General features: G+C 64.4%; 19 protein-coding genes and 1 riboswitch. Of the genes, 12 read left to right on the top strand and 7 right to left on the bottom strand.

Going from position 1 to position 17,858, the window contains the following annotated elements:
• The first annotated feature begins 161 nt into the window (after positions 1-161).
• A complete protein-coding gene (xseA, locus tag RVY76_RS06450; protein WP_317376725.1) occupies positions 162-1,712 on the top strand; it encodes an exodeoxyribonuclease VII large subunit in 1,551 nt (516 codons plus the stop codon).
• Positions 1,713-1,722: 10 nt separating this feature from the next.
• Here xseA and RVY76_RS06445 read toward each other — a convergent pair whose 3' ends face one another.
• Positions 1,723-2,118 carry a hypothetical protein gene (locus RVY76_RS06445; RefSeq protein ID WP_317376562.1) on the bottom strand — a complete coding sequence of 132 codons (396 nt, stop codon included), beginning with the start codon at positions 2,116-2,118 and terminating at the stop codon, positions 1,723-1,725.
• Positions 2,119-2,260: 142 nt separating this feature from the next.
• On the opposite strand from RVY76_RS06445, the gene ftsY reads away from it, so the two are divergent.
• Positions 2,261-3,520 carry a signal recognition particle-docking protein FtsY gene (gene ftsY / locus RVY76_RS06440; RefSeq protein WP_317376561.1) on the top strand — a complete coding sequence of 420 codons (1,260 nt, stop codon included), beginning with the start codon at positions 2,261-2,263 and terminating at the stop codon, positions 3,518-3,520.
• Positions 3,521-3,709: 189 nt separating this feature from the next.
• On the top strand, positions 3,710-4,306 hold the full coding sequence (locus RVY76_RS06435) for an inner membrane-spanning protein YciB (protein ID WP_317376560.1): 597 nt from the start codon (positions 3,710-3,712) through the stop codon (positions 4,304-4,306).
• 10 nt (positions 4,307-4,316) lie between these two features.
• On the opposite strand, the gene RVY76_RS06430 is transcribed toward RVY76_RS06435, so the two are convergent.
• The gene (locus RVY76_RS06430; RefSeq protein ID WP_317376559.1) at positions 4,317-4,685 is read right to left on the bottom strand and encodes a PilZ domain-containing protein; all 369 of its coding nucleotides are present in this window, start codon (positions 4,683-4,685) and stop codon (positions 4,317-4,319) included.
• Positions 4,686-4,845: 160 nt separating this feature from the next.
• Positions 4,846-4,924, top strand: a riboswitch (SAM riboswitch).
• A gap of 40 nt (positions 4,925-4,964) precedes the next feature.
• On the opposite strand from RVY76_RS06430, the gene metZ reads away from it, so the two are divergent.
• The 4 genes from metZ (at position 4,965) to RVY76_RS06410 (ending at position 9,432) form a co-directional block, all read left to right on the top strand.
• Positions 4,965-6,146 (top strand): O-succinylhomoserine sulfhydrylase, encoded by a 1,182-nt coding sequence (metZ, locus tag RVY76_RS06425; protein WP_317376558.1) that lies wholly within the window; start codon positions 4,965-4,967, stop codon positions 6,144-6,146.
• Positions 6,147-6,218: 72 nt separating this feature from the next.
• Positions 6,219-7,313 (top strand): GTP cyclohydrolase FolE2, encoded by a 1,095-nt coding sequence (folE2, locus tag RVY76_RS06420; protein WP_317376724.1) that lies wholly within the window; start codon positions 6,219-6,221, stop codon positions 7,311-7,313.
• 59 nt (positions 7,314-7,372) lie between these two features.
• Positions 7,373-7,954 carry a DUF6151 family protein gene (locus RVY76_RS06415; RefSeq protein WP_317376557.1) on the top strand — a complete coding sequence of 194 codons (582 nt, stop codon included), beginning with the start codon at positions 7,373-7,375 and terminating at the stop codon, positions 7,952-7,954.
• Entirely contained in the window at positions 7,951-9,432 is a 1,482-nt protein-coding gene (locus tag RVY76_RS06410; protein ID WP_317376556.1) for a TrkH family potassium uptake protein, read from the top strand. Before RVY76_RS06415 ends, RVY76_RS06410 begins: the two co-directional genes overlap by 4 nt.
• A 2-nt stretch (positions 9,433-9,434) precedes the next feature.
• Here RVY76_RS06410 and RVY76_RS06405 read toward each other — a convergent pair whose 3' ends face one another.
• Positions 9,435-10,427 (bottom strand): P1 family peptidase, encoded by a 993-nt coding sequence (locus RVY76_RS06405; RefSeq protein WP_317376555.1) that lies wholly within the window; start codon positions 10,425-10,427, stop codon positions 9,435-9,437.
• Positions 10,428-10,515: 88 nt separating this feature from the next.
• On the opposite strand from RVY76_RS06405, the gene RVY76_RS06400 reads away from it, so the two are divergent.
• Positions 10,516-10,809 (top strand): hypothetical protein, encoded by a 294-nt coding sequence (locus RVY76_RS06400; RefSeq protein ID WP_317376554.1) that lies wholly within the window; start codon positions 10,516-10,518, stop codon positions 10,807-10,809.
• A gap of 44 nt (positions 10,810-10,853) precedes the next feature.
• A complete protein-coding gene (locus tag RVY76_RS06395; protein ID WP_317376553.1) occupies positions 10,854-11,474 on the top strand; it encodes a DUF1523 family protein in 621 nt (206 codons plus the stop codon).
• Here the strand turns inward: RVY76_RS06395 and rpe are convergent, their stop codons facing one another.
• From rpe to RVY76_RS06375, 4 genes are all read right to left on the bottom strand, one after another.
• Positions 11,475-12,155 (bottom strand): ribulose-phosphate 3-epimerase, encoded by a 681-nt coding sequence (rpe, locus tag RVY76_RS06390; RefSeq protein ID WP_317376552.1) that lies wholly within the window; start codon positions 12,153-12,155, stop codon positions 11,475-11,477.
• A gap of 192 nt (positions 12,156-12,347) precedes the next feature.
• Positions 12,348-13,103 (bottom strand): 5-oxoprolinase subunit PxpA, encoded by a 756-nt coding sequence (locus RVY76_RS06385; protein WP_317376551.1) that lies wholly within the window; start codon positions 13,101-13,103, stop codon positions 12,348-12,350.
• A complete protein-coding gene (locus tag RVY76_RS06380; RefSeq protein WP_317376550.1) occupies positions 13,100-14,122 on the bottom strand; it encodes a biotin-dependent carboxyltransferase family protein in 1,023 nt (340 codons plus the stop codon). The genes RVY76_RS06385 and RVY76_RS06380 overlap by 4 nt, the downstream gene beginning before the upstream one ends.
• Positions 14,119-14,877: a 5-oxoprolinase subunit B family protein gene (locus tag RVY76_RS06375; protein WP_317376549.1), complete on the bottom strand. Its 759-nt coding sequence runs from the start codon at positions 14,875-14,877 to the stop codon at positions 14,119-14,121. Before RVY76_RS06375 ends, RVY76_RS06380 begins: the two co-directional genes overlap by 4 nt.
• A gap of 104 nt (positions 14,878-14,981) precedes the next feature.
• On the opposite strand from RVY76_RS06375, the gene RVY76_RS06370 reads away from it, so the two are divergent.
• The 3 genes from RVY76_RS06370 to RVY76_RS06360 all read left to right on the top strand — a co-directional run bounded on the left by RVY76_RS06370 (position 14,982) and on the right by RVY76_RS06360 (position 17,850).
• Positions 14,982-15,959 carry a TRAP transporter substrate-binding protein gene (locus RVY76_RS06370; protein ID WP_317376548.1) on the top strand — a complete coding sequence of 326 codons (978 nt, stop codon included), beginning with the start codon at positions 14,982-14,984 and terminating at the stop codon, positions 15,957-15,959.
• Between the two features lie 63 nt (positions 15,960-16,022).
• Positions 16,023-16,547, top strand: a complete 525-nt coding sequence (locus RVY76_RS06365; protein WP_317376547.1) for a TRAP transporter small permease — start codon at positions 16,023-16,025, stop codon at positions 16,545-16,547.
• A gap of 1 nt (position 16,548) precedes the next feature.
• Complete coding sequence (locus tag RVY76_RS06360) at positions 16,549-17,850, top strand: TRAP transporter large permease subunit (RefSeq protein WP_317376546.1); 1,302 nt, start codon at positions 16,549-16,551, stop codon at positions 17,848-17,850.
• Positions 17,851-17,858: the final 8 nt, after the last annotated feature.

Here is a 17,858-nt window from a genome sequence, read left to right as displayed (position 1 = left end):
ATAGCCGCCGCTGCCGCCGATGAAAAGCGTGCCGCCCATGATCCGAACCCGGTCTTCGGACTTCTTGCGTGCGGGAAGCCTCATGTCTTTCCGCCGGCCCGTTCGAATGGCCCTGCGGGGCTTCCTTGCGCGCATCCGCGCGCCTGCATATCCTGCCCCTCATGGACCTTCTCGACGATCCCGATCCGGGCGAAAACGCCCACGAATATACCGTTTCCGAAATTTCCGGAGCGGTGAAACGTGTGCTCGAGGACGGATTCGGCCGCGTCCGCGTCAAGGGCGAAGTCGGGCGCGTCTTTACCGCGCGTTCCGGCCACCTCTATTTCGATGTGAAGGACGACCGGAACGTGCTGGCCTCCGTCGCATGGAAGGGTCAGGTCGGTCGACTGACGACGCGTCCCGAGGAAGGGATGGAGGTCGTTGCGACCGGTCGGCTCACCACCTTCGGGTCGCAGTCGAAATACCAGTTGAACGTCGATGACCTGCGGCCCGCGGGCGTCGGTGCGCTGATGGCCATGCTGGAAAAGCGCAAGGCACAGCTTCAGTCCGAAGGGTTGTTCGACGAAGCCCGCAAGCGCCCGCTGCCCTATCTGCCCGAGATCATCGGCGTCGTGACCTCGCCTTCGGGCGCGGTCATCCGAGACATCCTCCACCGTCTGCGCGAAAGGTTTCCGCGCCGCGTCCTCGTTTGGCCCGTTGCGGTCCAGGGGCGCGATTGCGCGGCCGAGGTCGCCCGTGCGATCGAGGGTTTCAATGCGCTCAGCCCCGGCGGGGCGCTGCCGCGTCCCGATCTGCTGATCGTCGCGCGCGGTGGCGGCTCGATCGAGGATCTCTGGGGCTTCAACGAGGAGGTCGTGGCCCGCGCCGCCGCGGCGAGCGACATTCCACTGATCTCGGCCGTGGGCCACGAGACCGACACGACGCTGATCGATTACGTCTCGGATCGTCGCGCACCGACACCGACGGCCGCGGCCGAACTTGCGGTGCCGGTTCGCGCCGACCTGCTCGTCTGGCTGGGCGGGCAGGGTGACCGCCTGGGCCGTGCTCTTCTCAGAGGGGTGTCCGACAGGCGGCGCCACGTCGAGGCGCTGTCGCGCGCGCTGCCGCGGCCTGAAACGTTGCTCACCTCAGCGCGGCAGCGGCTCGACATGCTGGACCAAAGGCTCGAGGCCGCGCTCGAGCGATCCGTCTCGCGACGACGCGCGCGGCTCGTCGAGTTGGGTGGCGGGCTGCGTCCCGCATCCGTGCGACAGGGACTCGGGGCGCGGCGGCGGCAGCTCGACGGTAATGCAATGCGGCTCGGCCCCGCGCTCGGGCGGGCGGTGGCGCACGGTCGCGACCGGCTCGACCGGCAGGCGCTGTCGCTGGCCCGTCTGGCTCCGCCGAAGGATGTCGATCGCCTTCGCCAAAAGCTCAGCGATCATGCCGACCGGATGACCCGCGCCGAGCGACGCGGGATCGATAGTGCCGCGCGGCGTCTCGAATCGCTCGACAGGTTGCGACTTTCCCTCGGTTACGAGGCGACCCTATCGCGCGGCTATGCCGTCGTTCGCGGAGACGGGCAGGTGGTAACGACCGCCAACGCGGCGCGCAAGGCGACCAAGCTCGAGATACAATTCGCCGATGGCCGAATGACGCCTGCCGCCGGCAAGCCGCAGAAGAAAGCCAAACCCGATCCCTCGCCGCCGCCGGAGCAGGGCAAGTTGCTCTGACAGGCGCGTTTCAGACGCCGACTGCGGGGCCGGGGCATTTCAACGGCTCGTCGCTTGTCTGCGTCTCGTAGAGTTCGGATCCCGGCGGGTCGTCCGCGAACCGCGCCATCAGGCCGCCATCCTGTAGGAAGAAGGTCCAGCATTGCGGCCCATTGCCGTCGATGTATTCGAAGCAGATCTGCTCGTCCCTCGGATACCAGACACCTTCCTTGCATTCGTCGTCGAGGAAGGACCAGCGCACCTCACGACCGGGATGGTATTCCTCGATCCCGTAGGCGATGCCGTTCGAGGCATAGTAAAGCGTCTTGCCTGTCACGTAATCCTCGAATTCCTCGGCCGTCATCGGCGTCTGGGCGAAGGAGGGGGCCGCAATGACGAGGCCTATGGCGAGGGCGATATGTCTCATGTCGCAAAGGATGCCATAGGGCGGGCGACCGTTCCAGTTCGTTCGGTTGGTTTCGCGGCGAAACCTCCGCCCCACGGTCCCTGCGGGTTTCCATGCAGGTCTGGCTGGCCTAAGTGGAACACAAGATGCGGAGGCAGCCGTCATGTCGTTTTTCAACAAGCTGAAATCAAAGCTCTTCAAGTCGTCCTCGAAGCTCGACGAGGGGATCGACTCGATCGTCGAGGAGGGGGGCGATACCGCTCCTGAGGATGAGGGGGTCGCGCGACCCGATCCGGAGCCCGCTCCGCCGCCGGTTCCCGCGCCGGAACCCGAGCCCGATCCGGGCCCGCCGCCTGCGCCCCAGCCCCAGCCGGGGCCGCCGCCGGCACCCGACCCGTTCCCAAGGCCCGAGGATCCCGCACCGGCACCGCCGCCACCGGAAGTCCCGCAGGAAACCCCGCCGAGCGAGGCACCGGTTGCGCCCACGCCAATCGAGATCCCCGACGACAGCCCGCCCGCTGCACGGGGCTCGGGGATGATCGGGCGGCTTTTCGGGCGCGGGGCGGCTGCGGCTCCGGTCATGCGCCGGCCTCTCGATGACGACATGCTCGAACAGCTCGAGGATCTTCTCATCACGGCGGATATGGGCGTCGAGACGGCCGGTCGCGTCACTGCCAACATGGCCGAGGGGCGAATGGGACGCAGACTCTCGACGAACGAGATCAAGACGCTCCTGGCCCAGGAGATCGCGCGGATCATGGAGCCGGTCGCGCGTCCGTTGCCGCTCTATTCGAAGAAACCTCAGGTCGTCCTCGTCGTGGGTGTGAACGGGTCGGGCAAGACGACGACGATCGGCAAACTCGCGAGCCAGTTCCGCGCTGCTGGCAAGAGCGTCGTGATCGCGGCCGGCGACACGTTCCGCGCGGCCGCCGTCGAGCAGTTGCAGGTCTGGGGCGAACGGGCCGGCGTGCCGGTGATGACCGCACCGCAGGGCAGCGATCCGGCAAGCCTTGCCTTCGAAGCCATGACGCGGGCCGAAGCCGACGGGGCGGACCTCCTCATGATCGACACGGCCGGCAGGCTGCAGAACCGCGCCGACCTCATGGAGGAGCTGGCCAAGATCGTTCGGGTCATCCGCAAGAAGGATCCCGACGCGCCGCACAACACCGTCCTCGTCCTCGATGCCACGACCGGCCAGAATGCGCTGAGCCAGGTCGAGACGTTCCAGAAACTTGCCGATGTGTCGGGTCTGGTGATGACCAAGCTCGACGGAACGGCGCGGGGCGGCGTTCTCGTGGCGCTCGCCGACCGGTTTGGCCTACCCATTCACGCGATCGGCGTGGGCGAGCAGATCGACGATCTCGCGCCGTTCGATCCCGAGGAATTCGCGTCCGCTCTGACCGGCGCGGAGAGCCGAGCGTAAACCATCTCTTTGTTTCTCGGCCGCGTCGAAACCGGCCTGACCCTCTTTTGCCATGCCTTGCGGCAATTTCCGGCCCCGCCGGGGTCGGTCACCTCGCGATCACGTCAGCACCGGGATCGCGCGCTGGGCTGGCCCTCGGCAATCCGATCGCGTTAGGTGCGGACGACTTCGAACAAGGGACGATGGATCATGGCGGACGATTCGAAAAAGGGCCTCGTCACGGCGCTGGAGCTGGGGCCGGTCGCGCTCTTCTTCGTGGGGTACCTTTTCCTTCGCGATCATACGTTCACGATCCTGGGCGAGGAATATACCGGCTTCATCCTGATGACGGCTTTGTTCGTGCCGATCCTGATGGCGTCGATGGCGATCATCTGGAAGATCACGGGTCATCTGTCGCGGATGCAGGTGATGACATTGATCCTGGTTGTGGTCTTCGGCGGGCTGACGGTCTGGCTCAACGACGAGCGGTTCTTCAAGATGAAACCCACGCTGATCTACCTGATCTTCGGAATCATCCTGCTTGTCGGATTGCTGCGCGGGCAGAGCTATCTTCGGATGGTAATGGAAGGGCTGGTCCCGCTCGACGAAACGGGGTGGATGATCCTCACGCGGCGCTTCTGCGCGTTCTTCTTCGGGTTGGCCGTGCTGAACGAGGTGGTCTGGCGGACGATGTCAACGGATGCCTGGGTGAACTTCAAGACCTTCGGTCTCACCGGCGCGATCTTCGTGTTCTTCATCGCGCAGAGCCGTCTTTTCCGCGACCACGGGACAGGCGACGCCGAGTAACGCGCTGGCCTTACATCGTCGCCAGGTAGCCCGGGGCCGGCCGGTGACGCCCACGTGTGGTCTGGCTCCGTCGATGGGCCGCGATTTCCGCTGTGGGGGCGCGGTAAAGTCCGTTCGTAAGCGCGGCCAGCATATCGTCGGACAAGGGCGGTCGGAACGATACGCCGTAGACGTCGCCGCGGGACCAGCGGATCTCGCCCGTTGCGGATTGGCGTGCGGCGAAGAGGGTCACGACCTGACCGGGTTCGGCCGAAAGCTTGGGCGAGCGCATCTTGATGCCCCCCTCGCTCACGTCGCCCACACGGGCCTTCACACGCTCGCCGCGCGACTCGATGAGCACGACGACCTCCGAGGGCCATCTGCGATCGCGTATATCCATCGCCGTGATCTCCGGAGGCAGACAATTCATCGTACCCGTCTATCCTAGCGCGCGAATCTTGAGGATGTGTTAGCGCGACCCTGCGATCGGAACCGGGTGCGAACTCGTGGCGACATCCGCGCAGCTGGCTGAGATGTTGACCCGCGCGGAAACTCGGCCTAGCAAAAGGCGTGGCGATTTGTACACCGGATTGCGGGCCACGTTAAATATACCGCTAAAGAGGTCGGGACGAGGTTTCCGCCTTTTCGATCGGTGGGGCGAACGTCGAGAGGTATCCCCATGAGCGAATCCTGGAAAAGCCGGACGCAGGGCGTCCATTCGGGCATCAGACGCAGTCAGTACGGCGAGGTGAGCGAGGCGATCTTCCTTACGCAGGGCTTTGTCTATGACAGTGCCGAGGCCGCCGCGCAGAGGTTCGAGAGCCTTGGCGAGGACGAGTTCATCTATGCCCGCTACGGCAACCCGACTGTGAGAATGTTCGAGGACCGCATTGCGGCAATCGAAGGGGCCGAGGATGCGTTCGCCACGGCGTCCGGAATGGCCGCGGTCAACGGCGCACTCACCTCGATGCTGAAGGCAGGCGATCACATCGTGTCGTCGCGGGCCCTCTTCGGGTCATGCCTTTATATTCTCGAGGAGATTCTGACACGTTACGGTGTGGAGGTAACCTTCGTCGACGGGCTCGACCTCGACCAATGGCGCGGTGCGGTCCGGGCCGACACGAGGGCCGTGTTCCTCGAGACGGTGTCGAATCCCGCGCTCGAGGTCATCGACCTGCGTGCCGTGGCAAAGATCGCGCATGAGGTCGGTGCGACGGTCGTGGTCGACAACGTCTTCGCCACTCCGGTCTTTTCCCGCGCGCTGGAGATGGGGGCCGATGTCGTCGTCTATTCCGCGACGAAGCATATCGACGGACAGGGGCGGGCGCTGGGCGGTGTGATCGTCGGGACGCGGGAATTCATCCGCAAGACGGTCGAGCCCTATCTCAAGCATACCGGGGGCGCGATGTCCCCCTTTACGGCCTGGATCATGCTGAAGGGCCTCGAGACGATGGAACTGCGCGTGCGGGCGCAGACCGATACGGCAGGTCGGCTGGCCGAGGCGCTGGCGGGGGACGAGCGCCTTTCGCGGGTCGTCTATCCCGGCGTCGCGGACCATCCGCAGGCAGGCGTGGCGGCGGAACAGATGCGGGGGCCGGGCACGATTCTCGCGCTCGACATAGCAGGCGGTCGCGCGGCGGCGTTCCGGTTCCTCAATGCGCTTAAGCTCGTGACAATCTCGAACAATCTCGGCGATGCCAAGTCGATCATCACGCATCCGGCCACGACAACGCATCAGCGCCTCGAGCAGACAATGCGCGACCGTCTCGGAATTACCGACGGCCTTGTGCGGCTTTCGGTCGGTCTCGAGGATCCAGAGGACCTTCTCGACGATCTGCGGTCTGCGCTCGACGCGATCTGAGGTCCGCTGGCGTCGGATCGCCGATTTACCTATAGAGAGCCCGCCATGTCATTTGACGCAGGGGATTTCCCGATGGATCTGTCGACGAGCGAGCCCGATCGTGACCTTTCCCCAGAAGAGGTCCGCGCGCTTCTGGCGCGGCTTAGCCTGTGGGCCGCCGATGCGGGCGACGATAAAATTGCCGCCGTCGATCCGCGGTTGCGCGCATTTCTGCCGGGCCAGGGTTGGGCCGATTCAGGCGACTTATCCGTAGGGTACGATGCCGAGTTCAAGTCGACGGAGGCCTACCGCGCAACGTTGCCTGACTTGCAGAACTCCGTGGTGGAAGCGGATGGCCGTGTATTGCAGCATGTGGGTATCAGCAATTTCCGCCTTCCGATTCATTACCTCGTCAAGGATTCGACCGAGCTCATCCTCGAGACGAGCGTGACCGGTACCGTCAGTCTGGGTGCCGATCGCAAGGGCATCAACATGTCGCGCATCATGCGCAGCTTCTATCGCCATGCCGACCGGACGTTCAGCTTCCGTGTGATCGAGAGCGCGCTTGACGATTACAAGGCGGATCTCGAGGCGCATGACGCGCGGATCCAGATGCGGATCTCGTATCCGATGAAGCTTTCGAGCCTGCGATCTGGGCTGGAAGGGTATCAGTATTACGACATCGCGCTGGAATTAGTGGATCGAGGTGGTGTGCGGAGCAAGATCCTGCATCTCGACTATGTCTATTCGTCCACCTGCCCATGCTCGCTGGCGCTAAGCGAACATGCGCGCTCAGCGCGTGGCAGGCTTGCCACGCCGCATTCACAGCGATCGGTCGCGCGGATTTCGGTCGTCCTCGACGAGGAGGCGGGAACGCTTTGGTTTGAGGATCTGGTGGAGCTCTGCCGCCACGCGGTGCCGACGGAAACACAGGTCATGGTCAAGCGCGAGGACGAACAGGCCTTTGCGGAACTGAATGCCGCGCATCCCATCTTCGTCGAAGACGCGGCGCGACATTTCGCGCGCGCGCTGCGTTCGGATACGCGGATCGGCGATTTCCGCATCGTCGCCTCGCATCAGGAAAGCCTGCATAGCCACGACGCGGTCAGCGTTCTGACCGAGGGGGCGACCTTCGATCATGCCAGCCTCGATCCACGTCTTTTCTCTGGCCTCGTCCACGGCGGCTGAGACGCTGACAGCGTATGCGGCGCGTGCTAGCAGGATCCACGGGAATTCCGGAGTGACGGATGATGAGTGACGCGAACTGGACCTGCCGCTGCGGCGCGTTCGCGATGCGCGTGGACGGATTGCCCGGATCGGGCGTGCCTGCCGTTTGCTATTGCGCCGATTGCAGGGCTTTCGCGCGGCTCCACGGTGATGGCGAGACGCTCGACCAAGCCGGGGGTGTCGTGCTCCAATCCACGACCGCCGACCGGATCGTGATCCTGAAAGGGTCCGAACACCTGGCCTGCGAGCGGTTGACCGCGCGTGGTCCGTTCCGTTGGTTCGTCGGCTGCTGCGACACGCCCGTAGGCAACGGCGCGCCCATGCGGGGCGTCCCGTTCTTCAGCGTGATCGCCGCGCGACTTGCAGGCACACCACCGCGTCCTGTCGCGCGGCTTCACCGCGGCGGTGCCACCGGCAAGGTCCCACGGCCCCGCGGCAGCACCTATGCTTTCATACTGGGCGTCGCCAGGCGGGTCGCCGCATCGCGGTTGTCGGGCCGGTGGCGCGACACCCCGTTCTTCAACAGCAATGGCAATCCCGTGGCCGAACCTCATATGCCGGATCCCGAGAAGCTGCGCGCCGCGTACGGTTCGCGCAGATGAAGATCGAGGTGGCCGAGCGCTCTCCGAACCTCTTCGACATCCGGCCGGTCGGCTACGTGATCGGCCTTCTGGTCGCGTGCCTCGGGGGGACGATGCTGGTCCCCTTTGCCGTCGATCTGGCCGTGCGGAACGGTGAATGGGCCGTCTTCCTGCAAAGTGCCGTCCTCACCATGCTCAGCGGTGGCCTCGTCGCGTTGTCCTGTTCGAGCGGCACGACCGGACGACTGACGCTTCAGCAGACTTTCTTTCTCACAACTTCGGTCTGGGTGGCGTTGCCGATCTTCGGGGCGTTGCCATTCATGCTTGCCCCCGTCGATGCGAGCGTGACGGACGCCTTCTTCGAAGCGATGTCGGGCCTGACGACGACCGGTTCCACCGTCTTTTCGGACCTGCAGGAGATGCCTGCCGGCCTTCTGCTCTGGCGGTCGATGATCCAGTGGTTCGGCGGAATCGGTATCGTCGTCGTCGCGATGGTGTTTTTGCCCGAACTGAGGATCGGGGGGATGCAGATCTTTCGTTCCGAGGCATTCGACACGATGGGCAAGATCCTGCCCCGCGCGGCCGAAATAGCAAGCCAGATCAGCTGGATCTACGTCGTCATTACCTTCGCCTGTTTCCTGAGCTACCGGACCCTCGGAATGAGCGGGTTCGACGCCATCAACCATGCTCTGACTACCGTATCGACCGGCGGCTTCTCGACGACCGACGCGTCGTTCGGCGCGTTCCAGGGGGTGCCCGAATATGCGGCGTCGCTTTTCATGGTGCTCGCCTCGCTCCCCTTCGTTCGGTACATCCAGCTTATCGCCGGTACCGCGCAGCCGTTCTTTCGGGATTCGCAGATCCGAGCCTATCTGGGGATCATCCTGGCTGCGACGCTCGTCCTCAGCATCTTTCAGGTGACCGTTGACGAACGGGGCTTCGAGGAAAGCTTCCGCGAGGCGATCTTCAATGTAACTTCGATCATTTCGGGAACCGGATATGCCTCGGTCAACTACCAGCTCTGGGGCAGTTTCGCGATGGTCTGCTTCTTCTGTCTCGGACTCGTGGGGGGCTGCGCCGGATCGACGAGCTGCTCGGTCAAGGTGTTCCGCTACCAGATCCTGATCCGTGCCGTTGTCACGCAGATCCGTCGGATTCACTCACCCCGCGGCGTCTTTGCGCTTCGATACGATGATCGGCGCGTGGGCGATGACGTGCTGAGCTCGGTCATGGCGTTCTTCGTGCTGTTCATCGTTTCGCTAGGCGTCCTGTCGGTCCTGCTGAGCCTGACCGGCCTCGACCTCGTGACCTGCGTGACCGGAGCCGCGACGGCGATCGGCAATGTCGGCCCGGGTCTCGGGCCGATCATCGGGCCGTCGGGCTATTTCGGACCGCTCAACGACACGGCCAAATGGCTTCTCATCGCGGGAATGCTGGTCGGAAGGCTGGAATTGATGGCGGTCTATGTCATCTTCACCCGCGCATTCTGGCAGGATTGATCTCAGCCGCCGAAGATGTCGTGCCAAGTCGGGACGGCATCGCCCGGGGCGGGCCGTGCAAGATGGACCGCTCGCCCGATCGCCCGTGCAAGACAGCATGACGCTGCATGGCCGAGCGCGAGAAGCCCCGCCGCATCGGGTTGCGGCCGCCGGGCAGTGGAGGCCGCAAAGACCAGATCGCCGTCGAAGGGCGTGTGACTCGGCACGATTGCACGCGCCATGCCGTCATGCGCCGCGACGGCAAGGCGGGTGGCTGACCCCTTGTCGAGGGTCGCGTCCGTCGCGACGATGGCGATGGTCGTGTTCGCCCCCTTGAGCAGCTCTCCGAGTGGCAAATCCCCTATCGCGGGCGGAATGCCGTGCCCGCCCATTTCGGACCCGTATTCGAAGGCCGCAGCCCAGTACTGACCGGTTTCGGGATGCAGGACTGACCCGACCGGGTTGGCCGCCACGAGTGCGCCGACCATCGTGCCGTCATCGAGGGTCGCCGACGCGCTGCCGATCCCGCCCTTGATCCGGCCTGCGATCGCACCGGTTCCGGCACCGTGGCTGCCGAGCGCGATGTCCGTTCCTGCGGCGTCGAGTGCGCGTCGACCGAGCGCGGCATAGGGATTGTCGGTCCACTCCTTGTCGCCGCCGGAGGCGAGATCGTAGAGAATGGCCGCGGGCACGATCGGTACGCGCCGCGTGCCTACGCGATATCCGCGTCCCATCGCATGCAGGCCCGACATCGCCCCGTCCGCGCTGGCAAGGCCGAATGCCGATCCGCCCGACAGCACCAGCGAATCGATCTCGGTCACGGTATTCTCGGGCGCGAGCAACGCCGCCTCGCGCGTGCCGGGGGCACCGCCCATGACATGAAGACCGGCGACCATCGGCCGTTCGCCCAGAAGGACGGTAACGCCGGATTTGAGGGTATCGTCCTGAGCCTGTCCGACTAGAAGTCCGGGCACGTCGGTGATGAGGTTACGGGGTCCGGGTACTGCGTTCGCCAAGTTCATGGCCGTAAAGTGGCGCGACCGCGACCGGGGCGCAAGGCGGATCGCGCTTGCAGCGGAGAGGTATCGGGCCGAGCATGTCTGCATGAACATGCTTGGCGACATTGTCATGCCGATCGCGACTCTCGCGGGTCTCGCGGGGCTTGCCCCGGCCCTCTGGGCGCGTTTCCTGCCCGAGGGTGTGCCGTGGCTGATGCTGAACGCGATCCTCTCGATCCTGGGCTGCGCGATTGTGGCGATGGCGTGGCGTTACGGTCTGTCGTGGCCGGGATGGGGGGCTTCCCTCCGCTGGCTGGGGCTCAGCGCGCTGATCTGGGGCCCGGTGGTCTTGCTGTCGCTTGCGCAGCAGCCGCGGCGCTGGAAGGACGCAACGTGGTAGCGATGGCGCTGGCTCGCATCCGCGCTTCGTGAGAGAAGGGCACCATGCGTCACGTCAAATGGTCATTCGCCCTTGGTCTTGTCCTCGTCGCCTTCGCGTTGCTGCATTACACGCTGCCGCAACGCGATATCGTGCGGATCGTGAATACGGAAACCCGGCGCATGGATTTCGGCATGAACGCGATGTTCTACGCGAATGGCGATCCGGGCAGCGGGACCGCTAGCGTCAACCGCGACATCCGCTTCATCGAGACGGTGACCCCCGACGGTACCCCGTCAGTCTATCGCAACGAGGATACCGGCTGGGGCTGGCCACCGTATTTCAAGCTCGACAGTTCCAACCTGCAGGCCCGGGCGGCCGATCTGATCTCGACCCGCGACGAGCCGCTTTGGGTAATGGTCACGCATTACGGCTGGCGGTCGCAACTTCTGACAATCTTTCCGAACGCGATTGCGATCAGGCAGGTCGGGGGGCCCGAGGTGCGCGTCGTGCCTTGGTCGAATATCATCGTGCTGACGGTGCTGGGGCTTCTGGTGATCATGTTCTGGCGGCTCTGGGTAAGGTTTCGCGACAGGGTGCTTCGCCCGATCTTCGGAGAGGAGGAACCGGGGATCGGTCGAGACGAGCGGCGCGCGATCTGGCGGAACTGGCTCGACCGCCGGTGATCAGGCCATGACGCTGGTGGCTGCGCGCCGGATCGCTGCGATGTTCTTTGCATAGGGTGCGGGATCGTCGACCGAGCCTCCGCGGAAAACGGCGGATCCAGCGACGAGCACATCTGCGCCCGCACCGGTCACAAGCGGCGCGGTGGTCGTGTCGACGCCCCCGTCGACTTCGATATGGATGCGGCGAGGGCCGATCATCGCGCGCAGCTCGGCTATCTTGGATCGCATGTCGATGAACGCTTGACCGCCGAAGCCGGGATTGACGGTCATGACACAGACGAGATCGACGAGGTCGAGCACATGCGCCACCGCCGCCGCGGGGGTTGCGGGATTGAGAGCCACGCCCGGCCGCATGCCCGCCGCGCGGATCGCCTGAAGCGTGCGATGTAGATGCGGACCTGCCTCGACATGCGCGGTCAGGATGTCCGCACCTGCCTTGGCGAAGGCTTCGATCATCGGGTCGACCGGCGCGATCATGAGATGCACGTCCAGAACGCCCTTCACATGCGGCCTGATCGCGGCACAGGTCGCGGGGCCGAAAGTGATGTTCGGCACGAAATGACCGTCCATCACGTCCACGTGAATCCAGTCCGCGCCGGCTTGCTCGACTGCACGACATTCCTCCCCGAAATTCGCGAAATCGGCAGCCAGAATGGAGGGGGCGATGATCAGGTCGGACATGGGCGCGGCTCCTCTTCGGTCGCGCTTCCTATAGCGCCGCGGGACCGCGGCAGAAAGCCCGGATCAGGTGCCTTCGGTGTACAGGGGCCAGTTCGCGAAACATGGATGGCTTGAGCATCAGACCACGTTCGTCGGTTTGTATGTCCGAAACCCTCGGTAACTCGCGATCGACAACCGCAAAGGTTGCGGGTGCTAGAAGCGCGAGATGGAGATGCCGTCGGCCTCGAGGCGGGTACGCAGGACGCGGGCGGCATTCACGGCGGACGGTTCATCGCCGTGCAGGCAGATCGTGTCGATCCTCGTCTCGATCCGGTGTCCCGAACTTGCGATGATCGCGCCTTCGCGGACCATCTCGCTGATACGCTCGGCCGCAGCCTCGGCATCGGTGATCATCGCGCCGGGCTGACCCCTCTGGATCAGCGTTCCATCGTCGTTATAGCCCCGATCCGCAAAGATTTCGCAAGCCATCCGACAGCCGAGCGCTTCGGCCGCTTCCTGCATCGGCGTCGCGGCGAGAACCATGATGATGATGTCGGGATCGACCGTCAGGGCCGCATCGTAGGCACGGCGCGCCAACTCGCCGTCGACCATCGCCATGTTCGACAACGCACCGTGGAGCTTGAGGTGGCGAACATGACCACCGGTAGCGCGTGCCATCGCCTGTGCCGCGCCGAGCTGATACTGCACCATATGCGCGATCGCATCGTGATCCATGGCCATCTTGCGACGCCCGAAGCCCTGCAGGTCGGGAAATCCCGGATGCGCCCCGATCCCGACGTCGTTCGCGACCGCGCGCGCCATCGTTGCGGCCATCACGTCCGGATCGCCGGCGTGAAAGCCGCAGGCAATGTTGGCGGAACTTATTACGTCCAACAGCGCGGTATCGTCGCCCATCTTCCAGGGGCCGAAGCTTTCACCCATATCCGCATTGAGATCGACCGTGGTCATGTGTCTTCTCCTTCGACGAAATCCCCGGCGGTGACGCCGGAAATGAGCTGGTAGCTCAGCAGATCCTGCATTTCGCGCGGATCGCGGAGCAGGGGGCGCGTTGCGCCTTCGAGTGCCGAGAGGATGTCCGCCTCGCTCATGTGGCTCTCCATCGCCTCCTCGCGCGACACGAAGCGGAAATCGAGCGTCGCCCCCGGGCCCGCCTGGGCCGCACAGGGCAGATCCACCGGCACGACGCTGCCGATACGGGGATAGCCGCCAGTGGTCTGGCATTCGGGCAGGAGAATATAGGGCGTGCCTTCTCCGGTCATCTGGATGTCGCCCGGCACCACGACCTCGCTTGGGAGGCCAAGCTGCCCCTTCGTCGCGAAGGGCGCGCCGTCATGCGACAGACGCACACCCTGACGATTGCCGCGCTGGTCGCGCGTGAAGCTCGTCGACTGGAACCGTTCGAGATCGTCGTGGGAGAAGAGAGCGGTATGCGCGCTGGGCAGGAGCCGGATGGGGCCGCCGGCAAAGCGGTCTTGGGGTTCGAGATGTCGTTCCACCGGTCCGCCGCCGTCGGTTCCGAGCGGCAGCACGTCGCCCTCTTGCAAGATCGGCCCGAGACCGAGCGATTGATGCGCGGCACGGCTGCCCATCAAGGGCTCTGTCGCGATACCGCCTCCGACATGCAGGTAGGACCAGACGCCGCGCTTGGCTGGTCCGAGTGTCAAAACCTCGCCGGGCTCCATCCGATAGGAGGCAGACCAACGCAGCGAGGCATCGCCAAGCCTCGCGCGCATCGGGGCACCGGTCAATGCGATCCGCGTGGGCGCATCGATCGTGAAGCTGCCACCCAGCGCCGTAAGTTCTATCGCAGCCAGATCGGGTGATTGGCCGAGCAGGGCGGCCCCTTCGAGGATTGCGAGCCGGTCAGCCGCGCCTCCGCGCGAGAGGCCTTGCGCCAGGTGGCCCGGCCGGCCGAGGTCCTGGACCGACGCACCCCGTCCGATCTTGAGGACTGTGAGGGATGTCATCCGATCACCTCCGACGTGGCACCGGCCATCGGTTCGTCGGCCAGGCGATCGAGCTCAGGCGCAGATACAGCGCGGAGTTGCACCTCGTCGCCGGGGGCGAGTGTAATGGGCTTGTCGCGGTCATCAGGCCGAAACCCCTTGAAGCGCGTCATGCCGATCTGACGCCAACCCGTCGGGCCGGACGTCGCGAAAACGATGACCTGCCGCACGGCTGTGACGACGGCACCCTCGGGCACGGTCGGCGTCAGGTCCCGCTGGCGCGAGAGATCCCAGTGATCGGGCAGGGAACCGAGATAGGCTTGTCCCGGCGCATAGCCCAGGGCAAGCGCGCGCAACGGCTCGGCGCAGATCTCCCGAACGGCCTTTTCGACACTCATCCCGGCGAGCTGAGCCGCATCGGCGAGCTGAGGGGCGTGGTCGCCTTCGAACGAAGCGGGAATGGTCCAGCGTGTGCGGCTCGCCGGAAGTTCAGCCGCGCACCAGTCGCGCGCCGAGAGGATTTCTCGGAGGCGGGCCTGCAGATCGGTGGGCGGGAGGCGCACCGGATCGAACGAGACGAAGGCCGAGCAGAGGGATGTGGCGGTTTCCTCGATCCCGTCCCATCCCTGAGCTTCGATTTCGGCGCGGAAGGCGAGTGCTGCGCGGTTCGCCTCGTCGCTCAGTTCGTCGGCGAATGTGACGAGCATCCCGTCGAGCCCGAGCGGGGTCAGGCGCGGTGGTTCGGAACGATCGAATATCGCATCTGGCAGCGCCATGGGCCGACTTTCTGCTGGGCTCGGGTTACGTTGACAAAACAGTGATAAATTGTCAACGTACACGGAAAATCAAACGAACAAGATCATTCGACAGGAGAGACACCATGATTTCCACCCGTATTGCGTTCTTCGCAGCTGGCGTCAGTGCTGCGACCGCTCCGGCCTTTGCCGAAACTTGGGATTTCCCGACCCCCTATGGCGACGGAATCTTTCATACCGAGAACATCAAGCAGTTCGCCGAGGATGTGAGCGAGGCCACGGATGGCGAACTCGAATTTACCGTTCATTCGGCCGGGTCGTTGTTTCCGCATGCGGAGATCAAGGGGGCCGTACGCTCCATGCAGGTGCCGATCGGCGAATTCTTCCTTTCGCGTCTTTCAAACGAGGATGCGGCTTACGGGCTCGATTCCCAGCCCTTCGTGGCGACGTCCTTCGAAGAGGCGCGCAGGCTCTGGGAGGCGCAGGAGCCGGTCATCACCGAACTTCTGGCCAAGGAGGGGCTCATGCCCCTCTACTCGGTCGCCTGGCCGGCGCAGGGCCTCTACACCAATGGCGAGATTGCAACGGTCGACGATCTGAACGGTCTCCGCTTCCGTGCATACAACGCACAGCTGGAGGAATTCGCGCAGCTTGCAGGTGCCGCGCCCGTGCAGGTGGAGGAGCCCGATATCCCGCAGGCTTTCAGCACGGGTCAGGTCGAGGCGATGATCACCTCGCCATCTACGGGTGCAAACGCGAACGCATGGGATTTTCTTACGCATTACTCGCCGATCAATGCCTGGGTGCCGAAGAACCTCGTGGTGGTGAACCAGCGCGCGTTCGACCGGTTGTCCGACGAACAGCAGCAGGCGTTGCTCGAAGCCGCCGAAGCTGCCGAGACACGCGGCTGGGAGATGGCCGAGGCCGAAGCCGAGGAGATGACGCAGGTGCTCGCCGATAACGGAATCACCGTCTACGAGCCGAGCGAGGACCTGCTGAACGGCCTTCAGGAGATCGGCGACGAGATGCTCGAAAGCTGGAACCAGACGGCCAGCGACGAGGCCAAGGAGATCCTGAACACCTATCAGAATTCCGGATCCTGATCGCGATCGGAACGCCCCGGTATCTTCTTCGGGGCGTCTTCTTCTGGGCAGGGGAGCGGAACGATGCGTCGCATACTCGACGGCCTCTATGACGGCGCGGGATGGCTCGCCGCGCTTTCCATACTCGGGATCTGTGCGGTCGTCACGGCGCAGGTGGGATTCAACATCATATCCCGCCTGGGTGGGACGGACGTGAACCTGACGATCCCGTCATATGCGGATTTCGCGGGTTTCGCGCTTGCCGCTTCGACCTTTCTCGCCGCCGCCTCGACGCTCAGGCACGGGGTCCACATCCGTGTGACGCTTCTCGTCCGGAAATTTCCGCCGCGCTTGCTCTGGGTGGCGGAGATCGCGGTTCTGGCGATCGCGGCCGCAATGGTCGGGATCGCGACCTACTGGACCGGCAATCTCGTCCTCGAAAGCTGGCATTACGGCGATCGGTCGACCGGGATCGTCTCCGTCCCTCTCTGGATCGTACAGATTCCCATGGTGGCGGGGCTTGGGCTGCTGTGTGTCGCGCTGATCGATACGGCGATCGGTGCGATCAAGACGGGCCGCCCCGTCCTTTTCGATGCGGGAGAGGCCTGAGATGTCAGATCCAGCCACCTTCGCGGTTCTTCTCGGTCTGCTCATCGCATTGCTGGCGATGGGGCTCTGGGTCGCGCTGTCGCTTCTCGTCATGGCGTTCGTCGCGATGGCCTTCTTCACAAACGCGCCCGAGGGGCTGGTCCTTGCCACCACGCTCTGGGGGCATTCGCACAGCTGGCCCCTTGCGGCGTTGCCGCTTTTCATCCTGATGGGGGAGATCCTCCTGCGGTCGCGGCTGAGCGAGGACATGTTTTCGGGCCTCGCGCCTTGGCTGGGGCGGGCACCGGGACGCCTGCTCCATGTGAATATCTTTGGCTGTGCGATCTTTGCGGCAGTCTCGGGATCGTCCGCAGCGACGGCTGCGACCATCGGCAAGATGTCGATCCCCGAGTTGAAAGGCCGTGGGTACCCGATGGATCTCATCCTTGGAACGCTCGCCGGATCGGCGACGCTCGGTCTGCTGATCCCGCCATCGATCATCCTGATCGTCTATGGCGTCGCGACCGAGCAGAGCATCGCGCGGCTCTTCGTGGCAGGTATCTTGCCGGGTATCATGCTGGTCGGGCTCTTTGCGGGTTACGTCGCGCTGCGTGCCTTGCTGAATCGGAATCTCATTCCTCAGGAAGCTTTCGACTTTTCGCTCCTCGACAAGCTGAAGGCATCACGGCGGCTCATCCCCGTCCTTCTCCTCATCGTCGGGGTGATCGGGTCGATCTATACGGGCATCGCCTCGCCCACGGACGCGGCTGCGGTGGGGGTGTTCCTGTCGCTTATCCTCGCCTCGTTCTCGTCTTCCTTCGGATGGGCGGAGTTTCGAGCCGCCCTGACAGGGGCCACGCGTACCTCGTGCATGATCGCATTCATCCTCCTGGGTGCCGCATTCCTGTCGATCGCGATGGGCTTCACGGGTATCCCGCGGAACCTCGCGGCGTGGATCGGAACGTTCGAGCTGTCGCCTTATGCGCTGCTCGCCGTGCTGACGGTCTTCTTCGTGGTGCTGGGGTGCTTTCTCGACGGGATCTCGATCGTGGTACTCACGACCTCGATCATCCTTCCCATGGTCGAGGCTGCAGGGATCGACCGCCTTTGGTTCGGGATCTACCTGGTCCTCGTTGTCGAGATGAGCCAGATCACCCCGCCGGTGGGATTCAACCTCTTCGTCATCCAGGGGCTGACCGGGATCGACATCCTTCGAGTGGCAAAGGCGGCGTTGCCGTTCTTCCTGCTGCTGGTCCTCGGCGCGGCAATCATCACGGTGTGTCCGGGCCTAGTCACCTATCTTCCGAATGCCATGGGCAACTGAGCGGCGGT

This window comes from Palleronia sp. LCG004 (assembly GCF_032931615.1).
GTDB lineage: Bacteria > Pseudomonadota > Alphaproteobacteria > Rhodobacterales > Rhodobacteraceae > Palleronia.
The sequence above is the reverse complement of the archived record's forward strand: the minus strand, read 5'-3'. Positions and strand labels throughout refer to the sequence as shown.